Source organism: Moorena bouillonii PNG, from assembly GCF_001942495.1.
Taxonomy (GTDB): domain Bacteria; phylum Cyanobacteriota; class Cyanobacteriia; order Cyanobacteriales; family Coleofasciculaceae; genus Moorena; species Moorena bouillonii.
Map to the genome: position 1 here is coordinate 2136845 of NZ_MKZS01000001.1, position 17517 is coordinate 2154361.

The 17517-nt window shown below is 44.4% G+C and carries 14 protein-coding genes and 2 tRNA genes; 5 read left to right on the top strand and 11 right to left on the bottom strand.

Annotated features, from left to right (window positions below):
- Nucleotides 1-946 precede the first annotated feature (946 nt).
- The gene (locus BJP37_RS08920) at nt 947-1477 is read left to right on the top strand and encodes a tellurite resistance TerB family protein (protein WP_075898112.1); all 531 of its coding nucleotides are present in this window, start codon (nt 947-949) and stop codon (nt 1475-1477) included.
- Between the two features lie 165 nt (nt 1478-1642).
- On the opposite strand, the gene BJP37_RS08925 is transcribed toward BJP37_RS08920, so the two are convergent.
- Nucleotides 1643-2152: a hypothetical protein gene (locus BJP37_RS08925; protein ID WP_075898114.1), complete on the bottom strand. Its 510-nt coding sequence runs from the start codon at nt 2150-2152 to the stop codon at nt 1643-1645.
- A gap of 237 nt (nt 2153-2389) precedes the next feature.
- Here BJP37_RS08925 and ispF point away from each other — a divergent pair, with 237 nt between their 5' ends.
- Nucleotides 2390-2869, top strand: a complete 480-nt coding sequence (gene ispF / locus BJP37_RS08930; protein ID WP_075898116.1) for a 2-C-methyl-D-erythritol 2,4-cyclodiphosphate synthase — start codon at nt 2390-2392, stop codon at nt 2867-2869.
- Between the two features lie 66 nt (nt 2870-2935).
- Nucleotides 2936-3976, top strand: coding sequence for an anthranilate phosphoribosyltransferase (trpD, locus tag BJP37_RS08935; protein ID WP_075898118.1), 1041 nt, complete (start codon nt 2936-2938; stop codon nt 3974-3976).
- Between the two features lie 118 nt (nt 3977-4094).
- On the opposite strand, the gene BJP37_RS08940 is transcribed toward trpD, so the two are convergent.
- The 4 genes from BJP37_RS08940 to BJP37_RS08955 form a co-directional block, all read right to left on the bottom strand.
- The gene (locus BJP37_RS08940) at nt 4095-4511 is read right to left on the bottom strand and encodes a hypothetical protein (protein WP_075898120.1); all 417 of its coding nucleotides are present in this window, start codon (nt 4509-4511) and stop codon (nt 4095-4097) included.
- Nucleotides 4512-4706: 195 nt separating this feature from the next.
- A complete protein-coding gene (locus tag BJP37_RS08945; protein WP_075898122.1) occupies nt 4707-5393 on the bottom strand; it encodes a lecithin retinol acyltransferase family protein in 687 nt (228 codons plus the stop codon).
- A gap of 49 nt (nt 5394-5442) precedes the next feature.
- The gene (locus BJP37_RS08950; protein ID WP_229415252.1) at nt 5443-6894 is read right to left on the bottom strand and encodes a hemolysin family protein; all 1452 of its coding nucleotides are present in this window, start codon (nt 6892-6894) and stop codon (nt 5443-5445) included.
- A 343-nt stretch (nt 6895-7237) separates the two neighbouring features.
- On the bottom strand, nt 7238-7960 hold the full coding sequence (locus BJP37_RS08955; RefSeq protein ID WP_075898126.1) for a hypothetical protein: 723 nt from the start codon (nt 7958-7960) through the stop codon (nt 7238-7240).
- Nucleotides 7961-8126: 166 nt separating this feature from the next.
- On the opposite strand from BJP37_RS08955, the gene BJP37_RS08960 reads away from it, so the two are divergent.
- Nucleotides 8127-8199 (top strand) — tRNA-Ile (locus tag BJP37_RS08960).
- A 67-nt stretch (nt 8200-8266) separates the two neighbouring features.
- Here the strand turns inward: BJP37_RS08960 and BJP37_RS08965 are convergent.
- On the bottom strand, nt 8267-8719 hold the full coding sequence (locus tag BJP37_RS08965) for a hypothetical protein (RefSeq protein WP_075898128.1): 453 nt from the start codon (nt 8717-8719) through the stop codon (nt 8267-8269).
- Between the two features lie 156 nt (nt 8720-8875).
- On the opposite strand from BJP37_RS08965, the gene pyrE reads away from it, so the two are divergent.
- Nucleotides 8876-9487, top strand: coding sequence for an orotate phosphoribosyltransferase (gene pyrE / locus BJP37_RS08970; RefSeq protein WP_075898130.1), 612 nt, complete (start codon nt 8876-8878; stop codon nt 9485-9487).
- A gap of 29 nt (nt 9488-9516) precedes the next feature.
- Here pyrE and BJP37_RS08975 read toward each other — a convergent pair.
- The 5 genes from BJP37_RS08975 to BJP37_RS09000 all read right to left on the bottom strand — a co-directional run bounded on the left by BJP37_RS08975 (nt 9517) and on the right by BJP37_RS09000 (nt 17449).
- Nucleotides 9517-9589: transfer RNA gene (locus BJP37_RS08975), tRNA-Met, on the bottom strand.
- A 675-nt stretch (nt 9590-10264) separates the two neighbouring features.
- Complete coding sequence (locus BJP37_RS08980; protein WP_075898132.1) at nt 10265-12628, bottom strand: LysM peptidoglycan-binding domain-containing M23 family metallopeptidase; 2364 nt, start codon at nt 12626-12628, stop codon at nt 10265-10267.
- Between the two features lie 1404 nt (nt 12629-14032).
- A complete protein-coding gene (trmL, locus tag BJP37_RS08990) occupies nt 14033-14494 on the bottom strand; it encodes a tRNA (uridine(34)/cytosine(34)/5-carboxymethylaminomethyluridine(34)-2'-O)-methyltransferase TrmL (protein ID WP_070392084.1) in 462 nt (153 codons plus the stop codon).
- A gap of 750 nt (nt 14495-15244) precedes the next feature.
- The gene (gene gshA, locus BJP37_RS08995) at nt 15245-16396 is read right to left on the bottom strand and encodes a glutamate--cysteine ligase (protein WP_075898136.1); all 1152 of its coding nucleotides are present in this window, start codon (nt 16394-16396) and stop codon (nt 15245-15247) included.
- Nucleotides 16397-16531: 135 nt separating this feature from the next.
- A complete protein-coding gene (locus tag BJP37_RS09000) occupies nt 16532-17449 on the bottom strand; it encodes a histone deacetylase family protein (RefSeq protein WP_075898138.1) in 918 nt (305 codons plus the stop codon).
- Nucleotides 17450-17517 lie beyond the last annotated feature (68 nt).

Sequence of the window (17517 nt, forward strand, 5' to 3'; positions counted from 1 at the left end):
GGTGCTCCCTGCCAAAAATATTATTTACTGGTCTGACCAACCTGCGGAATGTGGGATAAAGAGTATTAAATATAGAATTATAAAACAGCACTTACAAGCCTGTAAACACAATGAAAAAACTATATTTTTTGAGCAACAGGGGATGTAAAGATACTAATCGTAAAGGCTGTCATCTTTGGGGAGTTTAGTATTTTCAATCAGTTGGAGTCTAATGGGCGACTTTCCAACTGAACCCAATTCCTTGGAAACAATTTCAGGTTAGGTGCAATTTGTCAAGCTGCTCGTAAAAAATTGTTACTATCCCTCAAATTACTTGGCTGCTCTAGGGTTTGAGATTTTTGAACGTTTGCGATCGCTAATTATAGCAGTCGAAGTAAAGCTTAAGACATCTTCTGCTCCCTGCTCCGAACGCGCCCCGCGTGGCCAACGGCCTCAGTCCCTGCTCCCTTTCAACCAAAAGACTATGTCCTAAACTATACTTCCCTTGCTATAAATGCTCATTAAATTTTGCTTTGGCTCTGTCGCCGGAACCCTTGCCGTACGCCAACTCGAACACACAATACCCTCGAAAATTATCCTGGCATATAAATAATTGACTACAATGTTTAAACTAAAAATAGCAAAAAAATGAGAGGTTTGTAAATATTTATAAATTAATCCTTGACAAAATAATTTTTTTATTATATTTTAAAACCTGAACCCAATTTACTTAAATTCTCAGGACTTCACCATTGCCCCCTAAATCCTATAAACTAGGGGGAATTTCTGAGAATTACCCCCCAGATTTGAGGGGAGGGGGGGTAAAACCCCCTAAACTTACGCCGGTCCTAAGTCTGCTACACTTAGCAACTGTTATACCCGCTAACTGTAGGTAGAAATAAAGTGAAGACAGATTCTAGATATCTAGAATCTGTTAAGTCTTTAAACGAAAATTCAGGAGAATAAAATGACAACAGCTACAACAGATATTGCTCCGATACGGGCAACCATATCCAAGTGGTATTACAAGGAACTTTGGGACTGGGATCTCGATAAAATGGCTAATGTCGAAGAGCTCTCCAGCTTTATAGAGCTCGGCACCTTTCTAAAGTCCCTTCTTATTGCTGCCAATGGTGATGGAGAACTCTCAGAAGCCGAGAGAAAGTGGGTGATTGGACGGGCAGCAACCGCTGGAGCACCAGAGTCCTTATTGAAAGAGCTAGAAACCTATCCCGCCAACGAAGACATCTCGGAAGTCGTGACCAGTAACAATGTCATCAGCAAGGGTCGTAGAGGAGTGATTTACTTTGCCATCAAGGCGGCTGCTTCGGATGCAGAATATGCGGAAGGGGAAAAGGCAACCATCCGCAAGATGGCCAAAGCCATCGACATCTCCGAAGAAGTTGTTAAGGAAATTGAAGACCTCTGTCTGGAAGAAGAGCGCATCAAGCAGAAGCGTATTTCCCTCTGTTTGCCTGAGGGTGACCCCTATAATTAACGTCTGCGGCCATTAAACTAAGCGGTAGTGGTAAAGATATAGTGGTTTGGCTAAGGTCTGGTAAAGGTAACAGGAGCTAAAATCACCAATTGTGTACCACTACCAACTCCGCAAAGCTTTCAAAAGGTAGTAGCAGCACCATAGTCATATGCTAGAGAGCCACAACTATCTTGGATATCGATATATTTGAGAGTTTCTGTCCTGGCTTCTATCTTCGTACCTTTCCTCGTACCTTTGAGGATTGTTGTTCCAGTTCATATCCCAACGCAGATCCCTTTCAAATTGGTGCAAAATCCTGCCCAAAACATCTTTCATATTCTCATTATCGTCATAGTTGTAGGTACGACACTCCCTGGTGTTGTAGTAGTTACGGCGGTCTGCAACCTGACGCCGCTGACCTCTGTAGCGGCGACCGTAATATCCATGACGATAGCCACGGCTAAACTCGCCCCCTGCGGTGCGCTCTTCATAAGCTATACCCCTCCTGGCATCACGTCGCCCCTCCTGATAACCATCATCGTAAGCTTCACGATGGTTAGCTGCATCCTTCTCAACGTAGTAACGAGGGACACTGTAACAGTATCTGATCTGATCCGCTTTTACTGGGGGAGCAAACAACAGAAGTCCCGAGAGTGTAGCGAACATGAGTAGAGTAGTAGAACCGATTTTTTTCATTGTGCTACCTCCTAATATATTTGGGATATTTGTTCTCTAGATATCCGTAAATACACTGTAGGTTCCATAAATTTCCAATCTCGAAATAAAACTTAATATTAAGAAGACGAAAAGATATAGGTAAACCAGACTAAAAACCTCGGTATATTCTCACTAATTTACAGAATTTGGCAGCAGCCTTAAAGAGCAGGTAAAATTCGATCGCTTGCTCTGTTAACGTGGGATTAAGTGCTAAAAATGACTATTCGGATTGGCAACGGTTACGATATCCATAAATTGGGCAAAGGTCGCCGTCTGATTATCGGAGGTGTAGACATTCCTCATGAATTGGGATTACTCGGTCACAGTGATGCCGATGTCCTGACTCACGCCATCATGGACGCCATGCTGGGAGCCTTGAGTTTGGGCGATATTGGTCATTATTTCCCCCCAACTGACGAAAAATGGGCGGGTGCGGATAGTTTGGTATTGTTGGATCAGGTGAATCAGTTGATCCAATCCCATGGCTGGGGGATTGGCAATATTGATTCGGTGGTGGTGGCGGAGCGTCCTAAGCTTAAGCCTCATATTAAGACAATGCGCGATCGCTTAAGTGTAGTGCTAGAGCTAAAGCCTGACCAAATTGGCATTAAGGCAACCACTAATGAAAAGCTCGGTCCGGTGGGACGTGAAGAGGGAATTGCTGCTTATGCTGTAGCCTTGTTAGTGAGAGATTGATCGGAAATAGTGATTCAATAGTGAATGCGATCGCATTTCTAGAAAAAATACTCTGCTTCTATAATAATGGTTCAAACCTCTTCTAACTGGCCCAGTTTGTTGCAACAGTTGTTGGATGGGCAATCGTTATCCAGTGACCAGGCATCACAACTGATGCAGGGATGGTTGAATGAAGAAATTCCGACCGTCTTATCTGGGGCACTTTTAGCAGCTATCCAGGGTAAAGGAGTATCCGCTACCGAATTGGCAGGGATGGCTCAGGTGCTACAATCCCAGTCGTTGCAGAAGACAACCATTGAACACAACCAACCCGTCATTGATACCTGTGGTACCGGTGGGGATGGCGCGTCTACCTTTAATATCTCTACCGCAGTAGCCTTCGTAGTGGCGGCAGCTGGAGTGCTGGTTGCTAAGCATGGTAATCGTTCTACTTCTAGTAAGGTGGGTTCGGCTGATGTGCTCGAAGCCCTAGGAGTAAATTTATCAGCAGCACCGGACAAGATTCAGGCAGCCCTGGGTGAGGTAGGGGTAACCTTTCTGTTTGCTCGGGGTTGGCATCCAGCCATGAAAGCAGTGGCACCGTTACGGCAAACCCTCAAAGTACGGACAGTGTTTAACTTGTTAGGACCATTAGTCAATCCCCTGCGTCCTACCGGTCAGGTAATCGGTGTTTATGCTCCCAACTTTGTAGAGACTGTAGCCCAATCCTTGTGTTTGATGGGTACTCCCAACGCAATAGTTCTCCATGGCAGAGAAAAATTAGATGAGGCGGGATTGGCAGATGAAACTGACTTGGCACTGCTATCGGAGGGTAAAGTGCGACTTTTGAGTCTGAATCCAGAACATCTCGGTCTAACTCCTGCCCCTACTGAGTCCCTACGAGGGGGTGATGTAGCGGAAAATGGGGCAATTTTACAGAATGTTTTGCAAGGTAAAGGAACACCAGCCCAGCAGGATGTGGTGGCGTTAAATGCCTCATTAGCCCTTCAAGTCGCCGGTGTTATACCTCTCGAAGACCACACAGCAGGGATTGCTCTGGCAAAGGATGTTATGGCTAGCGGTGCCCCTTGGTTGAAGTTAGAGCAATTAGTGGATTTTTTAGCTTAACTCAGGAGAAGCCCCAGGTCTAACTCGTAAGGGTAACCTGGGATTATTAGCAGATGGTGCTAGCCAATTTGGAGATCCGAAGTTCCCTATTGCCTATTCCCTTCACCCAGCGCTATAGTTAATGACTGGAGATTAATGACTGGAGATATTTTCCCCACTCCACTGCCAAAGGAATTTCTGTAAAGGGAACTTTGACTGGATCTATGGGTTTGAGAAACTGAAATTCTAATGCGATCGCACGACCTTTATCCGGTGGTTGCTCTAAGTCAACCACTTGATTATCAACTAGCAAGTTGATTGATTTAACGTCTTTGAGGGAAAAGGTTTCTAGATTTATTGGTTCATTTCTAGTGGGTTTACCCCAAGTCAGGTCACTGCCTTTCTGACCAAGCACCGCATAGATATCATACTTTGCCCGTTCAAACTGTTCAGCCCAGCGGCGATAAGCTTCAATCTTTTGGTATTCGTTCCAACCTGACCAGGCAAGCCAGCAAAATGCTGCTAGCAGAGGTAACCATAGTAAACCACGTTCCATTCAATTTTTTGGATCTTTACAACTATACTAAGAATATATAGCAGTTCTGAATTCCTGGAAGTACCTCGTCCTAGATTTTAGGGAGTAGGGAGTAGGGAGTAGGGAGTAGGGGTAATAAAATTAAATCGACTCGATAAGTTATGGTTGCTGATAGCTAATCGCTCAAAGTCGTTTTCTAATGACTTGAGCAACCCACTAAGTTTGTTGCCAGTTCATACGGTTGCGAATCAAGGTTTCTGTCATCTTAGCTAACTGGTCTAGTTGAGCTTTCTTGTCCGTCGCGCTTTTCTCATAGTTCCGCTTCCGGATCAAAGCCGCACGGGCTAAGTCTTCTCGATTGTTTTTAAGAGCTTGAATTGCCACTTGCTGCCAGACATTGATTTCTTTAAGTTCCTGTTTATACTTAGGTTGAATCTCATCCCAAACCACCCTGAGATCAGATAATGCTTGATTAAGTAACTGAGTTGTATCGTCTTGCTTTGCTCCCTGAAGTGCTTGTTTTATAGCTTCGTACAAACCCTCGATATTCGTATTACTAATTACCGGAATAAAATCCTTGACTTGCTGGCTCTCACTTTTGCCAGTTTTGCACCAATTAGCAAAGTGTTCACAGTTATTAAAAATTAGGTTATATTGCCTTTCCCCTAATCGACTTTCTGCCCGACGAATCACGACATCTGGAATTAAACAAACTGAGTACTGCCTGACATAAATTTTTGTTTCACCTAGAGCAAAGGTAGCCATAGAAGTACGTTCAATTGTTTCAGTATTTTTGCGGTAGTGGATAACACTACCGTCTCCACAGTCAATACCATGATGTTGGTAAACCCCTTCAAAGTTAAGAAACTTTTGGAATACGTAAATTTGATCTCCTCGCGCCATTATTTTCTATTGGTTTTATCCGGCACTAATCAACTAAAGTTGATCAAAACTATAGCCCTCCATTGTCAAAGGAAATATCCTCCTTGCTGGGAATTATCGGCATTTGATCAGAATCGGAAACATCTACTGAATTATTCTCTTGTGGCTGCTGGCGGCTTATGCGAATTTGGTTTAGGCGCGCTCCAGAAGCAGACACAACGGTCAATTCTAGATTTTCATAATTTAAGGTTTCACCGGGTACAGGAATTTTCTGAAACTTGTCGAGCATAAAACCGCCCAAAGTGTGATAGTCATCAATTACAGGTAGGTTTAAATCCAAAAGTTCGTTGACTTCTTCCATATTCATCTGAGCTTGCACCAGGAAGGTATACTCGTCTAGAATTTGTACCGTCAAGTCCTCGGTTATGTCAGATTCAGGTCCATCACCAATAATTTCAGCAATTAAATCCTTGAGGGTGACTAATCCAGCTGTACCTCCAAACTCATCCACCACCATCACCATTGCCAAATGCGATCGCTGCATCATCGGCAGTAATTCACTCAATGGGGTAGTTTCTGGGACAAACTTAGCTGGACAAATCCAGGATTTAATCGGTGCCTGAAGTCCTAGCTTCCCTTTAGATAAAGGTTTAGCCAATTGTTTGAAGTCGATAATGCCACGAACGTCATCTAGGGATGCCCCAATCACAGGATAGCGAGAGTGACTAGTCTTAGCAACTTCCTCTAACAAGATTTCGAAGCTTGCTGCATAGGAAATAGCCACAAGACTGGTGCGGGGAACCATTACCTCTGCTGCTAAAACCTCCCCAAACTCAAACACATTTTTCAGTAGCTTTCTCTCTTCTGCTTCCAGCCCAATAGACTCCCGTTCAGTGGTAATAATCAGCTGCAACTCTTCCGGTGTTACACGGCTATACCAACCTTGACCAGAATATTGAACACCCACCAGCCTCAGGAGCCAGCGGGTAGATTGATTCAAAATCTGGATAAAAGGATTGAAAAACCTGGCAATTACCAGACTGGGTGGCCCCAGAAACCGTGCTAGTTGTTCTGAGTAAAGTAAAGCCAGGGATTTGGGACAAAGTTCCCCCAAAACAATTTGTAGATACGCAATCAAGAAAAATGCCACCAGGATTGCTAGGGAATGGCTAATAACTGGACTTAGAGCTGGCGGTAGTGGTAGCTTGGCTATCCCAGCTGCTACCAAAGTTGCCATGGTAGTCTCCCCAATCCATCCCAGAGCAAGGCTCGAGAGGGTAATCCCTAACTGAGTTGTAGATAGTAATCGGTCAATGCTCTGTTGCAAAGCCTGAACCGTCTTTGCTTGCACGTCACCCGCATCTACTAATTGGCTAATCCGCGATCGCCGCACCGCCACCATGGAAAACTCAGCCGTAACAAAAAAAGCATTGATCGCTATCAGCAGTAGCACTGATAAAAATCCCAGCAAAACCTCTCCCTCAGAGAGGCTAATAGAAGCATCCACTGTTAGAAAAACCATCAGGTTGGCAACCATAGAAAAAGTGAAAGGTAAAAGCAAATAATTTTCATTTTTTGCTGGTTATGGTTGCCTTGTGATGTATCTTCCTAGACCTAGGGCAGCTTGGGATCGAGTTATCCGTTACCATCAAAAACTTATCAGTTGTATTATGGGGTTTTCAGTTGTATGACTAGCATTTCCTTGAGCTAGTTCAGGAGTGCCAGTCAAGGGAATTTAAATTGGCTGGCGAGACTGGCTGGTGAAACTGACTGCCGAAACTGGCGCGCGTTGTTTCCTCTGAACATATGCTTTTACCATAACTTTAACGTTTTATGCTTATTAAGCATTACCTCGACCTGCTTCCTTATTTAACTACAGGAATCTGAGACATTTTCAACTGCAGTTTTTGATCGGGATAATCGGTCAGTGTCAGGGAAAGCTTCTTGGAGTTCTCTAGTAAAGCTGTCGGTATGCTCACTGTTCCAGAAAATTCCTTGCCATTAGCTGGTAATTCTCCTGGTAAGCCTTCCGTAATTGCACTTAGGGCACGACCGCGATCATCGGTAACATTCAAAAAGCTGTACAGAAACCTGACTGGATTAGAACTCTGATTCTTCAAGCTGACATCCAACATTAAAGAACCCTCTTGCACACTGGCAGAATTTACCGCTAGGGTGACTCCCTTATCCTGACTTTTAACCGGTAAATTTAGCTTAGGGTTTTTCCGAGTGAAGGATGCCTCTTGAGTCAATACACCAGACGACGACTCCTTCTGAGCGGGCTTAGACCAACTAATTTGCTTAGTTGTCTGGCTGTTTTTCTTAGCCGGAGGATTTTTACCCTTATTGTGTATGTGGGCGTGAACGTTAACCAAGATATCCTTCTCGCTCACAATCAAGACCCCTTCTTTACCAGAAGAAGAGCCCTTATTTCCTGTCAACTTTTTCTTAGGGTTAGTATCCGGTTGAGTAACTCCTTTTAGGGCTTCGTGACCGAGAGAGAATCCCCAAAAGGCACTCACGACACCTGCACCTAACATCATTGTCAGTAGAACTATGGTTAGCGCTACAGTTGTGTTGAATTTCATAGGGTGATTAACGTTATTCCGAATTACCGCTGGTTCCGTGCTGTATTATAGTCCTGCTATACAGCTAGATTATCTTATGTTCTGTGAATTATTGGATAAATCGGGAATTTATAGTTAGTGGTGTTAAACTAAGCTAATTCAGGCTACCATAATAGAAAGGAATAACCCAGGGTTGGCCGAGCGGTTGAGGCAGCAAACTCATAATTTGCCCTAGGCAGGTTCAACTCCTGCACCCTGGATTGGACACTTGCGGTCAGCTACTACTATCAGCTCTAGTAATCTGACCCCTAGTAATCTGTCCCATACTCATCTACGCAGCTGTGGTATGGGCTGCGGTGCCAAGAAAAATTCTTGGTTTTCCACTTGGATTGGGATATCACTCGATTGTTCTAGCAACCGTAGGGAAGTATTGTAAGGGTTTGGTAAATCCAGAGTACGAATCACAGGGCCACTGGAAACTTGCTGCTCTAGTACATCTCGATAAAGATTACTAACACGCTGAGCATCCCGCTCAAGTGCCAGTTCTGGAAAAGCAGGTGGCCATCCAGAACCGAAAATTGTATCGATTTGACTCTTGATGCTCCTGTTTTCGAAAAAGTCCCCAGAGTCATTAAAAAAAGCGTTTTCAAAAGCCTCAGGTAAGGTTACTAGAGGAATTAGCTCCAAGTCCTCCGAATTAGTTTCTGCTATGGCAGCACCTGCTCCTAGACTAGCAGTGGCTGCTATAACTACAACGCTAAACAGCTTTTCCCAACGCATTTGCAATCACCCGTAGTTTTCCTCAATAGTATCCGATATTAGGGGGAAACTACCCCAGCGGGTGAAAGAATACCCACCAAATCCAAATCAACCAGTTTGATGGTAGCTTGTAAGCTCCCATTTTCTCTTGACTCAAGGTTTTTTTCAGTAAGTTTCATGAACAACCAATTTCAAGCTCTATCCACCCCAAAAGATTTACCTCTCCTGCGACCTTTTCTGCTGGATTTGTTTTGTCAACTGGCTTACCAAGAGGGTGATTTTGTGCTTTCGTCGGGGCAGCGTAGCTCTTATTACATCAATGGTAAACAGGTTACCCTTCATGCTCAAGGAGCATTGGCAATAGGACGTTTGCTATTCTCAATGGTACCTGCTGATACTCAAGCTGTTGCTGGCTTAACTCTAGGGGCAGATCCGATCGTGAGTGCGGTTAGCATTGTTTCTGCCATAGAAAACCGCCCTATCCCTGGTCTAATTATCCGCAAACAGCCAAAAGGTCATGGAACCAGGGCATACATTGAAGGGCCTTCTTTGCCCACAGGAGCCAAAGTAGTGGTATTAGAAGACGTGGTGACTACTGGGCAATCAGCCATGAAAGCCGTGGACCGCCTTAAGGAAGCTGGTTACCAGGTAGAGCTGGTAATAGCCCTGGTTGACCGGCTGCAAGGTGGAGCCGAGCTTTATCAGTCAGCTGGGCTAATGTTTAAAGCTCTGTTTTCGATTAACGAAATCCGAGAACACTACCAGGGTTCTCTTGATCAATCCAGCTGACTAGCTTATGTTGACTATCTAATTAGGTATGGCTCAGGCGGGATTTGAACCTGCGACCTCGGGCTTATGAGTCCCTTGCTCTAACCACTGAGCTACTGAGCCTTTTTTTTAACCCTTATCTACTATAACATATCAATGCCAATAATTTCTATAATAATTTTTATTCCTTTCTTGATGCAGTCGCTCATGGGGGAAACCCCCAAGACCGCGCTGCATCGCTGAGCAAAAGTTGAGTTGACATACTGCGTGCGCACCCATCGAACGGAACAGATAAAGGGGTATACGGAAAAGGTAGAAGAACAATAGGAAAGGTAATTCCTGCTTCAGACAACCACTTTCCCTTTAGCTCAAGGGGCTAAGGGTGATTATAGCTATTGTTTGAGAAGGTGAGGAAGAGTAGGAAAGTTCCGATACTTTTTAGCTACCAAAATCTACCAAGGTAGATCTTAGCCCGCCAATCCAAGATGCTTTCACATCCAGGGGGTATCTCCGCGCTTCTCTGACGGAATATCCCGCGAGCGCCATAAAAATGTCAAAAAAGTTGGTTCCACCGGGATAGAGAGCGCAACTATTAAACCCTTGGTTTTCGGCTTTAATTTAAGTTACATAATAATCCCTGTCGGTGTTACCCTAATTTAAGTCTAACAAATAATAAGAGTTTTTGGTAGACTCTGCGACATTTTCGATTAGCTTTTACTCACCTTACCCTTTTCCTCTGTCTCCTCCTTCAACCTAGTAATTTTGCCTGATTGGGAGACTTCCCTTGAAATCACTCCATTACCGTCTTCTAGGCAAATAGGCCATTGGATTGGCAGCTCCCCGACCTCTGGGATGAAGCTCAAAGTGTAAGTGAGGACCAGTGCTATAACCTGTGCTACCCATAGCGGCAATTCGTTGACCTTGGCCAACCTGTTGTCCACGACGCACAAAAATTCGGCTGTTGTGGGCATAAAGGGTCAGACTTCCATCAGGATGCTTGATTTCCACCAATTTACCGTAACCACCTGAATTCCAACCAGCACTGACCACAACACCAGGGGCTGCTGCTATAATCGGTGTCCCAATGGGAGCTGCAATATCAATGCCCTTGTGCATCCGTCCCCAACGCCGACCATAACCTGAGGTAAGCACACCATTACTTGGCCAGATATATCCGTTAAAGCGGGTAGGGCTATCTGGCAAGTACATATCTGGTTTAGACAGAGGTGGCACTCCTGGTGAAACAGGTTTTCCTACCGGTATACGAATCATTGGGTTAAATCGTTCCGGTGGGGCAGGAGCTACAGCTATCCTTCTCGGTTGTGATACCTCAGGTGGAGGCACAGGAATGGCAATAGAACTGCGTCGAGTTTTCTGGGGTGGCTGAGGTCTTGGAATAGCAATAGGAGCCTGTGGAGCTGTCGGTGGCTGCGGTAATAATTGCCACTCTTTCGTATCGGTTCCTTGATTATTCTCGGGATTGAACTGGGGAGTGATCTCGACAGATTTAGACTCCTTATTTGAGGGATCAGCAACTGGCTCGTTAGTAGTAACTCCTAGGTTGATTGGTTTGTTTTCCTCTGGGCTGGTTTTATTCTCCCGGATTTCTTCTCGCATCTTGAGAATATCAGCCCTTAATTTTTCAACATAGGAGTTGCGCTGAGAGTTAATAGACTCTAAGGGCTGATTTTCAATAGAGGAATTAGCCTGAGCTAACAGACCACTGTCTGAAGTCGATTGAGTCAGAATCGTCTCAGTTAACGGTTTTACCTTAGGTTTTTCCTGTATAGATACGGGTGTGATTTGATCTCTACTAGTAGAAGTCTTAACAGAGATAGTTCCTAAATCCAATGGTCGCGCTATTCCTGGCTTCCAAGATTTAGATTTCCGGCTATTGCTAGATAGCAAGGTAAAAGAGGACTTTTGGTGATCGAATCTCCTAAATTGAGGAATTTTCAGCTGTTGATTAATTTCAATTAGGTGAGGATTATCTAGCTGATTGGCTAAGACTAGCTCTGAGCGGGATAAACCATAGCTACGGGCAATAGAATCGAGGGTTTCACCAGCTTTGACCTGGTGAAACGAGTTGCCAGTAGATGACAACCTAGTTCCCAGCACCACTGGCTGTGGGACATTGAGTTGGTCTATAGTTACCTCGGTTGTAGCCGATGCAATTTTTGGAGTACTGACCTTGACAACTGATGGTTTGACTGCTGATATGACAGTTGTTTCTGGAGTCGGTACTGGAATGACCACTGGTAGTGACCCAGATCTAGTTGATTGGGTTAAGGCTGGTGATACAGCAACTTTCGGCATTGGCTGTGGGAGCACCGCCGGAGTTGTAGGTACAGTAACAATGGGCTGCGATTTTTCTGTTACTGAACCCTCAGGTTTTAGAACTGCAGGGGGTAAAGTGTGTGGGCTAGAACCAAGGGTCCCTGATGCCAGTTCATAAGACTTGTTAAACTCCTCGGACCTCAACTGAACCAGACTTTTGCTCAGACGGTTTCGATGTTTTTGGAGGCGCTTGAGGGCTAGGTCTTGTCTAGCTTTTAAAAGATTATTGGTCTTGTTGGAAACAGCGTGCGATGCATCCGTTGACAGGTTACCCAATTTTGAGACTGGTGCAGATGCTAGCAACTGTTTTGGCTGTACACCCTCAGAGTTAGATGAGGCTTTGGCATCAGTACCCTTAACTTCACCAATGGTAGACTTCCTCGCTACTGGGAGAGTGTCATCGGTTTTGAGCTTGTTAAAATTCGCGTTCGCGTAGGGTCGGCTTTGCCGAATCGCAAATTCTGGGGGTGAGGCTGGCTTTGATTCCACACTCCCTTGTCCCTGCTTAGCCGCGTTTGGCAATGAGGGGCTTGAAACAGCGGTAACTTTAAATTCGGCTGCTGGTAGATTCGTCCCACTTGGCTCAGGAGCAACTGGCTCGAATGCCATTGCTTCATCACCCTGTTGAGGTAATAGTAAGCCAGATGCCCCCATGGAAATCGCCAATCCAATCATGGCTGCTGAGGTACGAGCCTTACGGTTCACCTCAAGGGGAATTGCTGCACCGACCGGATGATTACTTGCAGGTAGTTTCGATGCCGAATCCGATGACTCTGCTGCACAGGTCGGAACATGATTGACCTTATCAGTAAGTGTTCCTTTCAAAAAAGTCCTCCTGGTGTTTGACGAGCGCTTAACAGTTCCTGATTGATTTTTTACCAGTCAATGATGTGACTCACTGCTAAAGTGTGATCCAAATCACATCTATTTGGGAGACTTAGCCAAGATTACCGTGCTTCTTTGATTTAGACAAGCTCACATGACTACTAAAAAATTTGTTCTTTCATGGCAATAGCTAGATACACCTTGAAGCCATTGATAGGTACTTATCCTTAGACCACTAGGTGGACAACATCCCATAGCAGAGATATTGTCGGGATTTACCACGGCTGCGGTTCAGGATGGCTGCATATGCTGCATAATATATGCATATAAAGTAACTGGCTAATCAAGCTTTCTCCGGGAAACCACCCTCAGTAACCCAAGAAAATCCAGCATATTTGCTGATTATTCTCTTTGAGCGCCATAAAAACAGCGATGGGAATCTCGAAGTAACTAACTGGTTACAGATGAACTCTACGCGAATTTTGGGTAAGACAACAACCGTAGAATCCTGTATCAACCGGCAGATTAATCCTGGTGGGTTGCTAGTTGATGGTGCGCTCACAAAATCTTTCAAATCCTCCTTTTCTCTATTGATAGCTGGCGCGCGTATATTGAGCACTCGCCATTTGATATCAGCAAAATCTATCGGTAATTTCTCGGTAATCCTACTCTTTATGATAGAAATTTCTTATATGTGTTTGGTAATTTCAGTATTCTAGATAGCTTAATTTTTGGTGAGTAATTTTACACACACTAACTCATTAAACCAAGGTGCGTCCGGTCAGCTGTAGGCTGAAAGTCCTTGATTTTACCCAAAGATACCTGGTTTTGAGGTCTTTCCCTGATTAAAACAGACTTGTCCGACAAAACGTTTTCACAGAGTTTAACCCAATATAAAGAGATAGTAATGGATTGATCAGCTAGGGAATTCACTGAGAAGGATGGTTTTTCACGAAAATTACACATTTATACAGACATTTCCTATTGACACCATCAGTAGAGGTGAAATTACGCATTTGAACTCTACTGATGGTGTTTAAACCCCTGAAGGGGGATAAGTATGTTTTGAGTGGGGCGTCTGTTGCTCTCCATTTAATTTTTCTATCTTAAGTCCGGCAAGATTAGGACTAGGGAAACAGCGACTAAAGTCGCCGTCGATATTTCTATTGACACCCGATTTAAGAAGTGATATATTTAAATGTTAAGGTCTAATTAAAGATTAAACGGTTAAAGCTTAAACGTAAATCGATACAACTAAATCAATACAAGTAAATCTATAAGAAAAATCTATACAAGTAAATCTATACAAAAGAAATCTATATATAAAATTTCTACAAAATATACAAATTGGACTGGGGAAACCAACTAGAGTTCGTAAGTCCTAATTATTAACACACAAAAAACCTATTCCAAGTAACCCAACTGACGCCTGGCCTCAAATAAGCCAAGGGCAGCACTGACGGAGAGATTTAAGCTGCGAACTCCCGGCTGGGCCATGGGGATAAAGACCTTAGCCTGACAAGCATCTAAGACATGGGGAGGCAAACCTTGAGTTTCGCAGCCAAACAATAACCAGTCCTTGGGCTGAAACTGAAACTTAATATAGTTGTATGTTCCTCTCTTGGTAAAGCCAATCCATCGCCCCTCTTGCTTCTGGTGATAGCTGATAAATGCATCAAGGGAATCATGATATTTAAAATCTACATAGGGCCAATAATCTAGTCCTGCTCGTTTCAAGTAGCGATCGCTAATTTCAAAACCCAACGGACCCACTAAGTGCAATTGAGTAGTGGTGGCGGCGCAAGTTCGGGCAATATTGCCGGTATTCGGTGGAATTTGCGGGTTGATTAAGACAACTTTTACCATGAAACTGTGAACTCGTTTGACCCTAATCTATATTCATACCAAATCTGGGTCTAATACCAAGTTGCGGACAAACGTACAACTTTCTCTTCCCCCAATCTCCCAATCTCCCAATCTCCCAATCTCCCAATCTCCCAATCTCCCTATCTCCCTATCTCCCTATCTCCCTATCTCCCTATCTCCCTATCTCCCTATCTCCCTATCCAACCAACCAATCTATTATCTTTGAATACAACTCAGTATAAAACCCCTGATTAGAAAACCAATAGGCGATCGCCTCTTGGTTTTTGAAGTGGTGATAACCAGCTTGAAAGCTTTACTGGGTATGGGGTGTGGGCAAACGGGTGTGGACAAACGGGTGTCGGGAAAGATTTATTTTAATCAGTTCAAGGGATTCAGGTTCGAGGAGCATTCGATATAGACCCTAGGTTATAGTACTATAGGCATACCTAAGGTCTATATTTTTGTCTGTATTTCAGATCACCTCTACCTAGTGATATAGATCATATATGTTTTTCTTATATTAGTTTTCGTTGAAGCATATATTAGATATTCTTATATTTCAAAGCATTTCACTTGGCAAAAAAATTATTCAATTGAGGCGGTTGTCTTTACAAAAACTCTAAAAAATTAAAAAAAATTCATAAAAAATGCCATCATCATCCTGGGGTAGGGGGAATCCTGATTCTCCCTACCCTCGCAATGACAAGTTTAGTTATTCAATTGTAATTGAATAACAAAGCTGTTAATCAGTTAGACTACCAGGGACTGGCACAGTTGATCTTCTAGTTGCGACTCTTGCTCAGCCATGGATTGAATGGCTTGAATCATGACTTGGCGAGGCTCAACACCCACTGCATGAAGTTGTAACCATTGCGAAGCGGTGTTTCCTTCCCGTAGAATTTTCTGAATCGGCGAGAGGAAGCAACTAAAACCATGTTTTTTGGCTACCGGCCAAACTTCTTGATAAAGTTCCTCAATCCAATCTCGTGCCAGAATTAGTCTGCCATCCTGCCAATGCCTGAGTTGGGCATCCAAACTGGATTTAGCAGCAGCTACTTCATTGGCATTTGTCAGGGCAATCAATTCAGCTGAACGGTTGTTGGCAGGTATTGTACTTATCTCCAGGGGGTCAAGGCTGGGATCATGAATCAGTTGGATCAGGCGTGCTTCCAATAGTGCCATAACCGATAAAAGGGCAATGGGATCGACCATTAAATCACAGATTCTCAGCTCTAGGCGGTTGAGATCATAGGGGCGTCGGTTGCCATTGGGGCGCACAGAGGTCCACAGATGACGGACATTAAACATGGTACCAGCAGCGAGTTGCTGTTCAGTCCACTGGATAAAGTGACGATGGCTTTCAAATAAAGGAACATCACAGGGAGTTTTGGGAAACATTCCCCAACGGGTGGAGTGATAGCCAGTGGTTTTGCCGTCCAGAAAGGGGGAAGATGCACTCAGGGCGAGGTACAGGGGAGCTTCCATTCGCACGAGACGACAAGCTCTCATCAGGATTTCTGGGTCAGAGATGCCCACATTGATATGGATGCTGGCAGTGACAACTTTAGTGCCGTAGGTGGTCTCAATGTAGGAATGGTAAGGATTATTGGGGTCAGAACGGTAAAAGCGATCGCTTCCAGCTAAGGACAGGGTACTTCCGGGAATTATTGTATAGTTACCCAAGCTTTTTAAATACTGTCGCAGCTGCTGTCGAGGACGCACTAAGGCACATAAGAGACGGTCATAGCAACATAAAGGAGCAGTGGTGTATTCTACATTGCGCTGATCTGGCTCTCGGACAAATCCGTCGAGGGATGCAACAATCTGATCGGAAAAACCGACAATATCCCCTTCGGGAGTGCCGGTATACATTTCTACTTCAAAGCCTTTGGATAGCAGCACAGTTTTTTTTATGGGGAATGCTAAATTGGGAGTGGGGAGTAGTGTTGGCCATAGCTATAGGGAATTTATCTACCTATATCTAGCTATCAATCTTATAAATTACGACCAAAGAATTCCTCCTTCTTTAGTTTGCCATTAAAGCTTAAACTGGCGATAGACCTCAAGAGCAGCACGGTAAAGTAAAGAGTGGCGATAGATCAGGGCATCGAAATCATTTCCGTAGCCACCACCAATCACACAAGCGACTGGTATGCCCGCTGCTATACAGGTACTCAACACTTGCATATCCCGACGGTAAATTCCTGTGTCGGTCAGGGCTAATTTCCCCAAGTGGTCTTCTACATGGGGGTCAACTCCAGCATCGTAGAGGACTAAATTGGGTTTGAATCCTGAGAGTAAGTCCGGAAGATACTTGGCTAGGGTTTGTAGATAGGCATCATCATCCATCCCCTTTGGTAGGGGAACGTCTAAGTCGCTTTTTTGTTTAGTGCTAGGGAAATTGACTTCACAGTGCATGGAAAAGGTGAAGACACTGTGGTCGTTTTGGAAGATAAAGGCGGTACCGTCTCCTTGGTGGACATCTAGGTCAACAATTAGAATTTTCTGCACTAGTCCCAGTTGTTGCAGGACACGAGATGCGATCGCTAAATCATTAAAGATACAAAACCCTGAGCCATAATTGGGAAAAGCATGATGGGTACCACCAGCAGTATTGCAGGCTAACCCGTGACTCAGGGCGAGTTTAGCGGTGAGAATCGTGCCACCTACGGCAGTACAAGTTCGCTTTACTAACGCTGGACTCCAGGGTAAGCCAATGCGTCGCACAGCTTTGGGGTCTAGGGTACCTTGACAGTAAGCTTGAACATAGGCGGGGCTGTGAACCAGGTGGAGCCAGTCTAGGGGGGGAAGGTCTGGAGTGTGGAATTGTTTAGGAGTGGCCATACCTTCTTGTAGCAGTAGTTGGTAGAGTTTCCCAAATTTAGGCATGGGAAAGCGATGCCCGTCTGGCAGAGGTGCAACATAGTCCTGGTGATAGACGATTGGCAAGTTCATGATCAGACAGGGTTTTCCAGCTCGCTACACTTTTTTTTATAATCATCAACCAAGTCAAAGGAAGCATA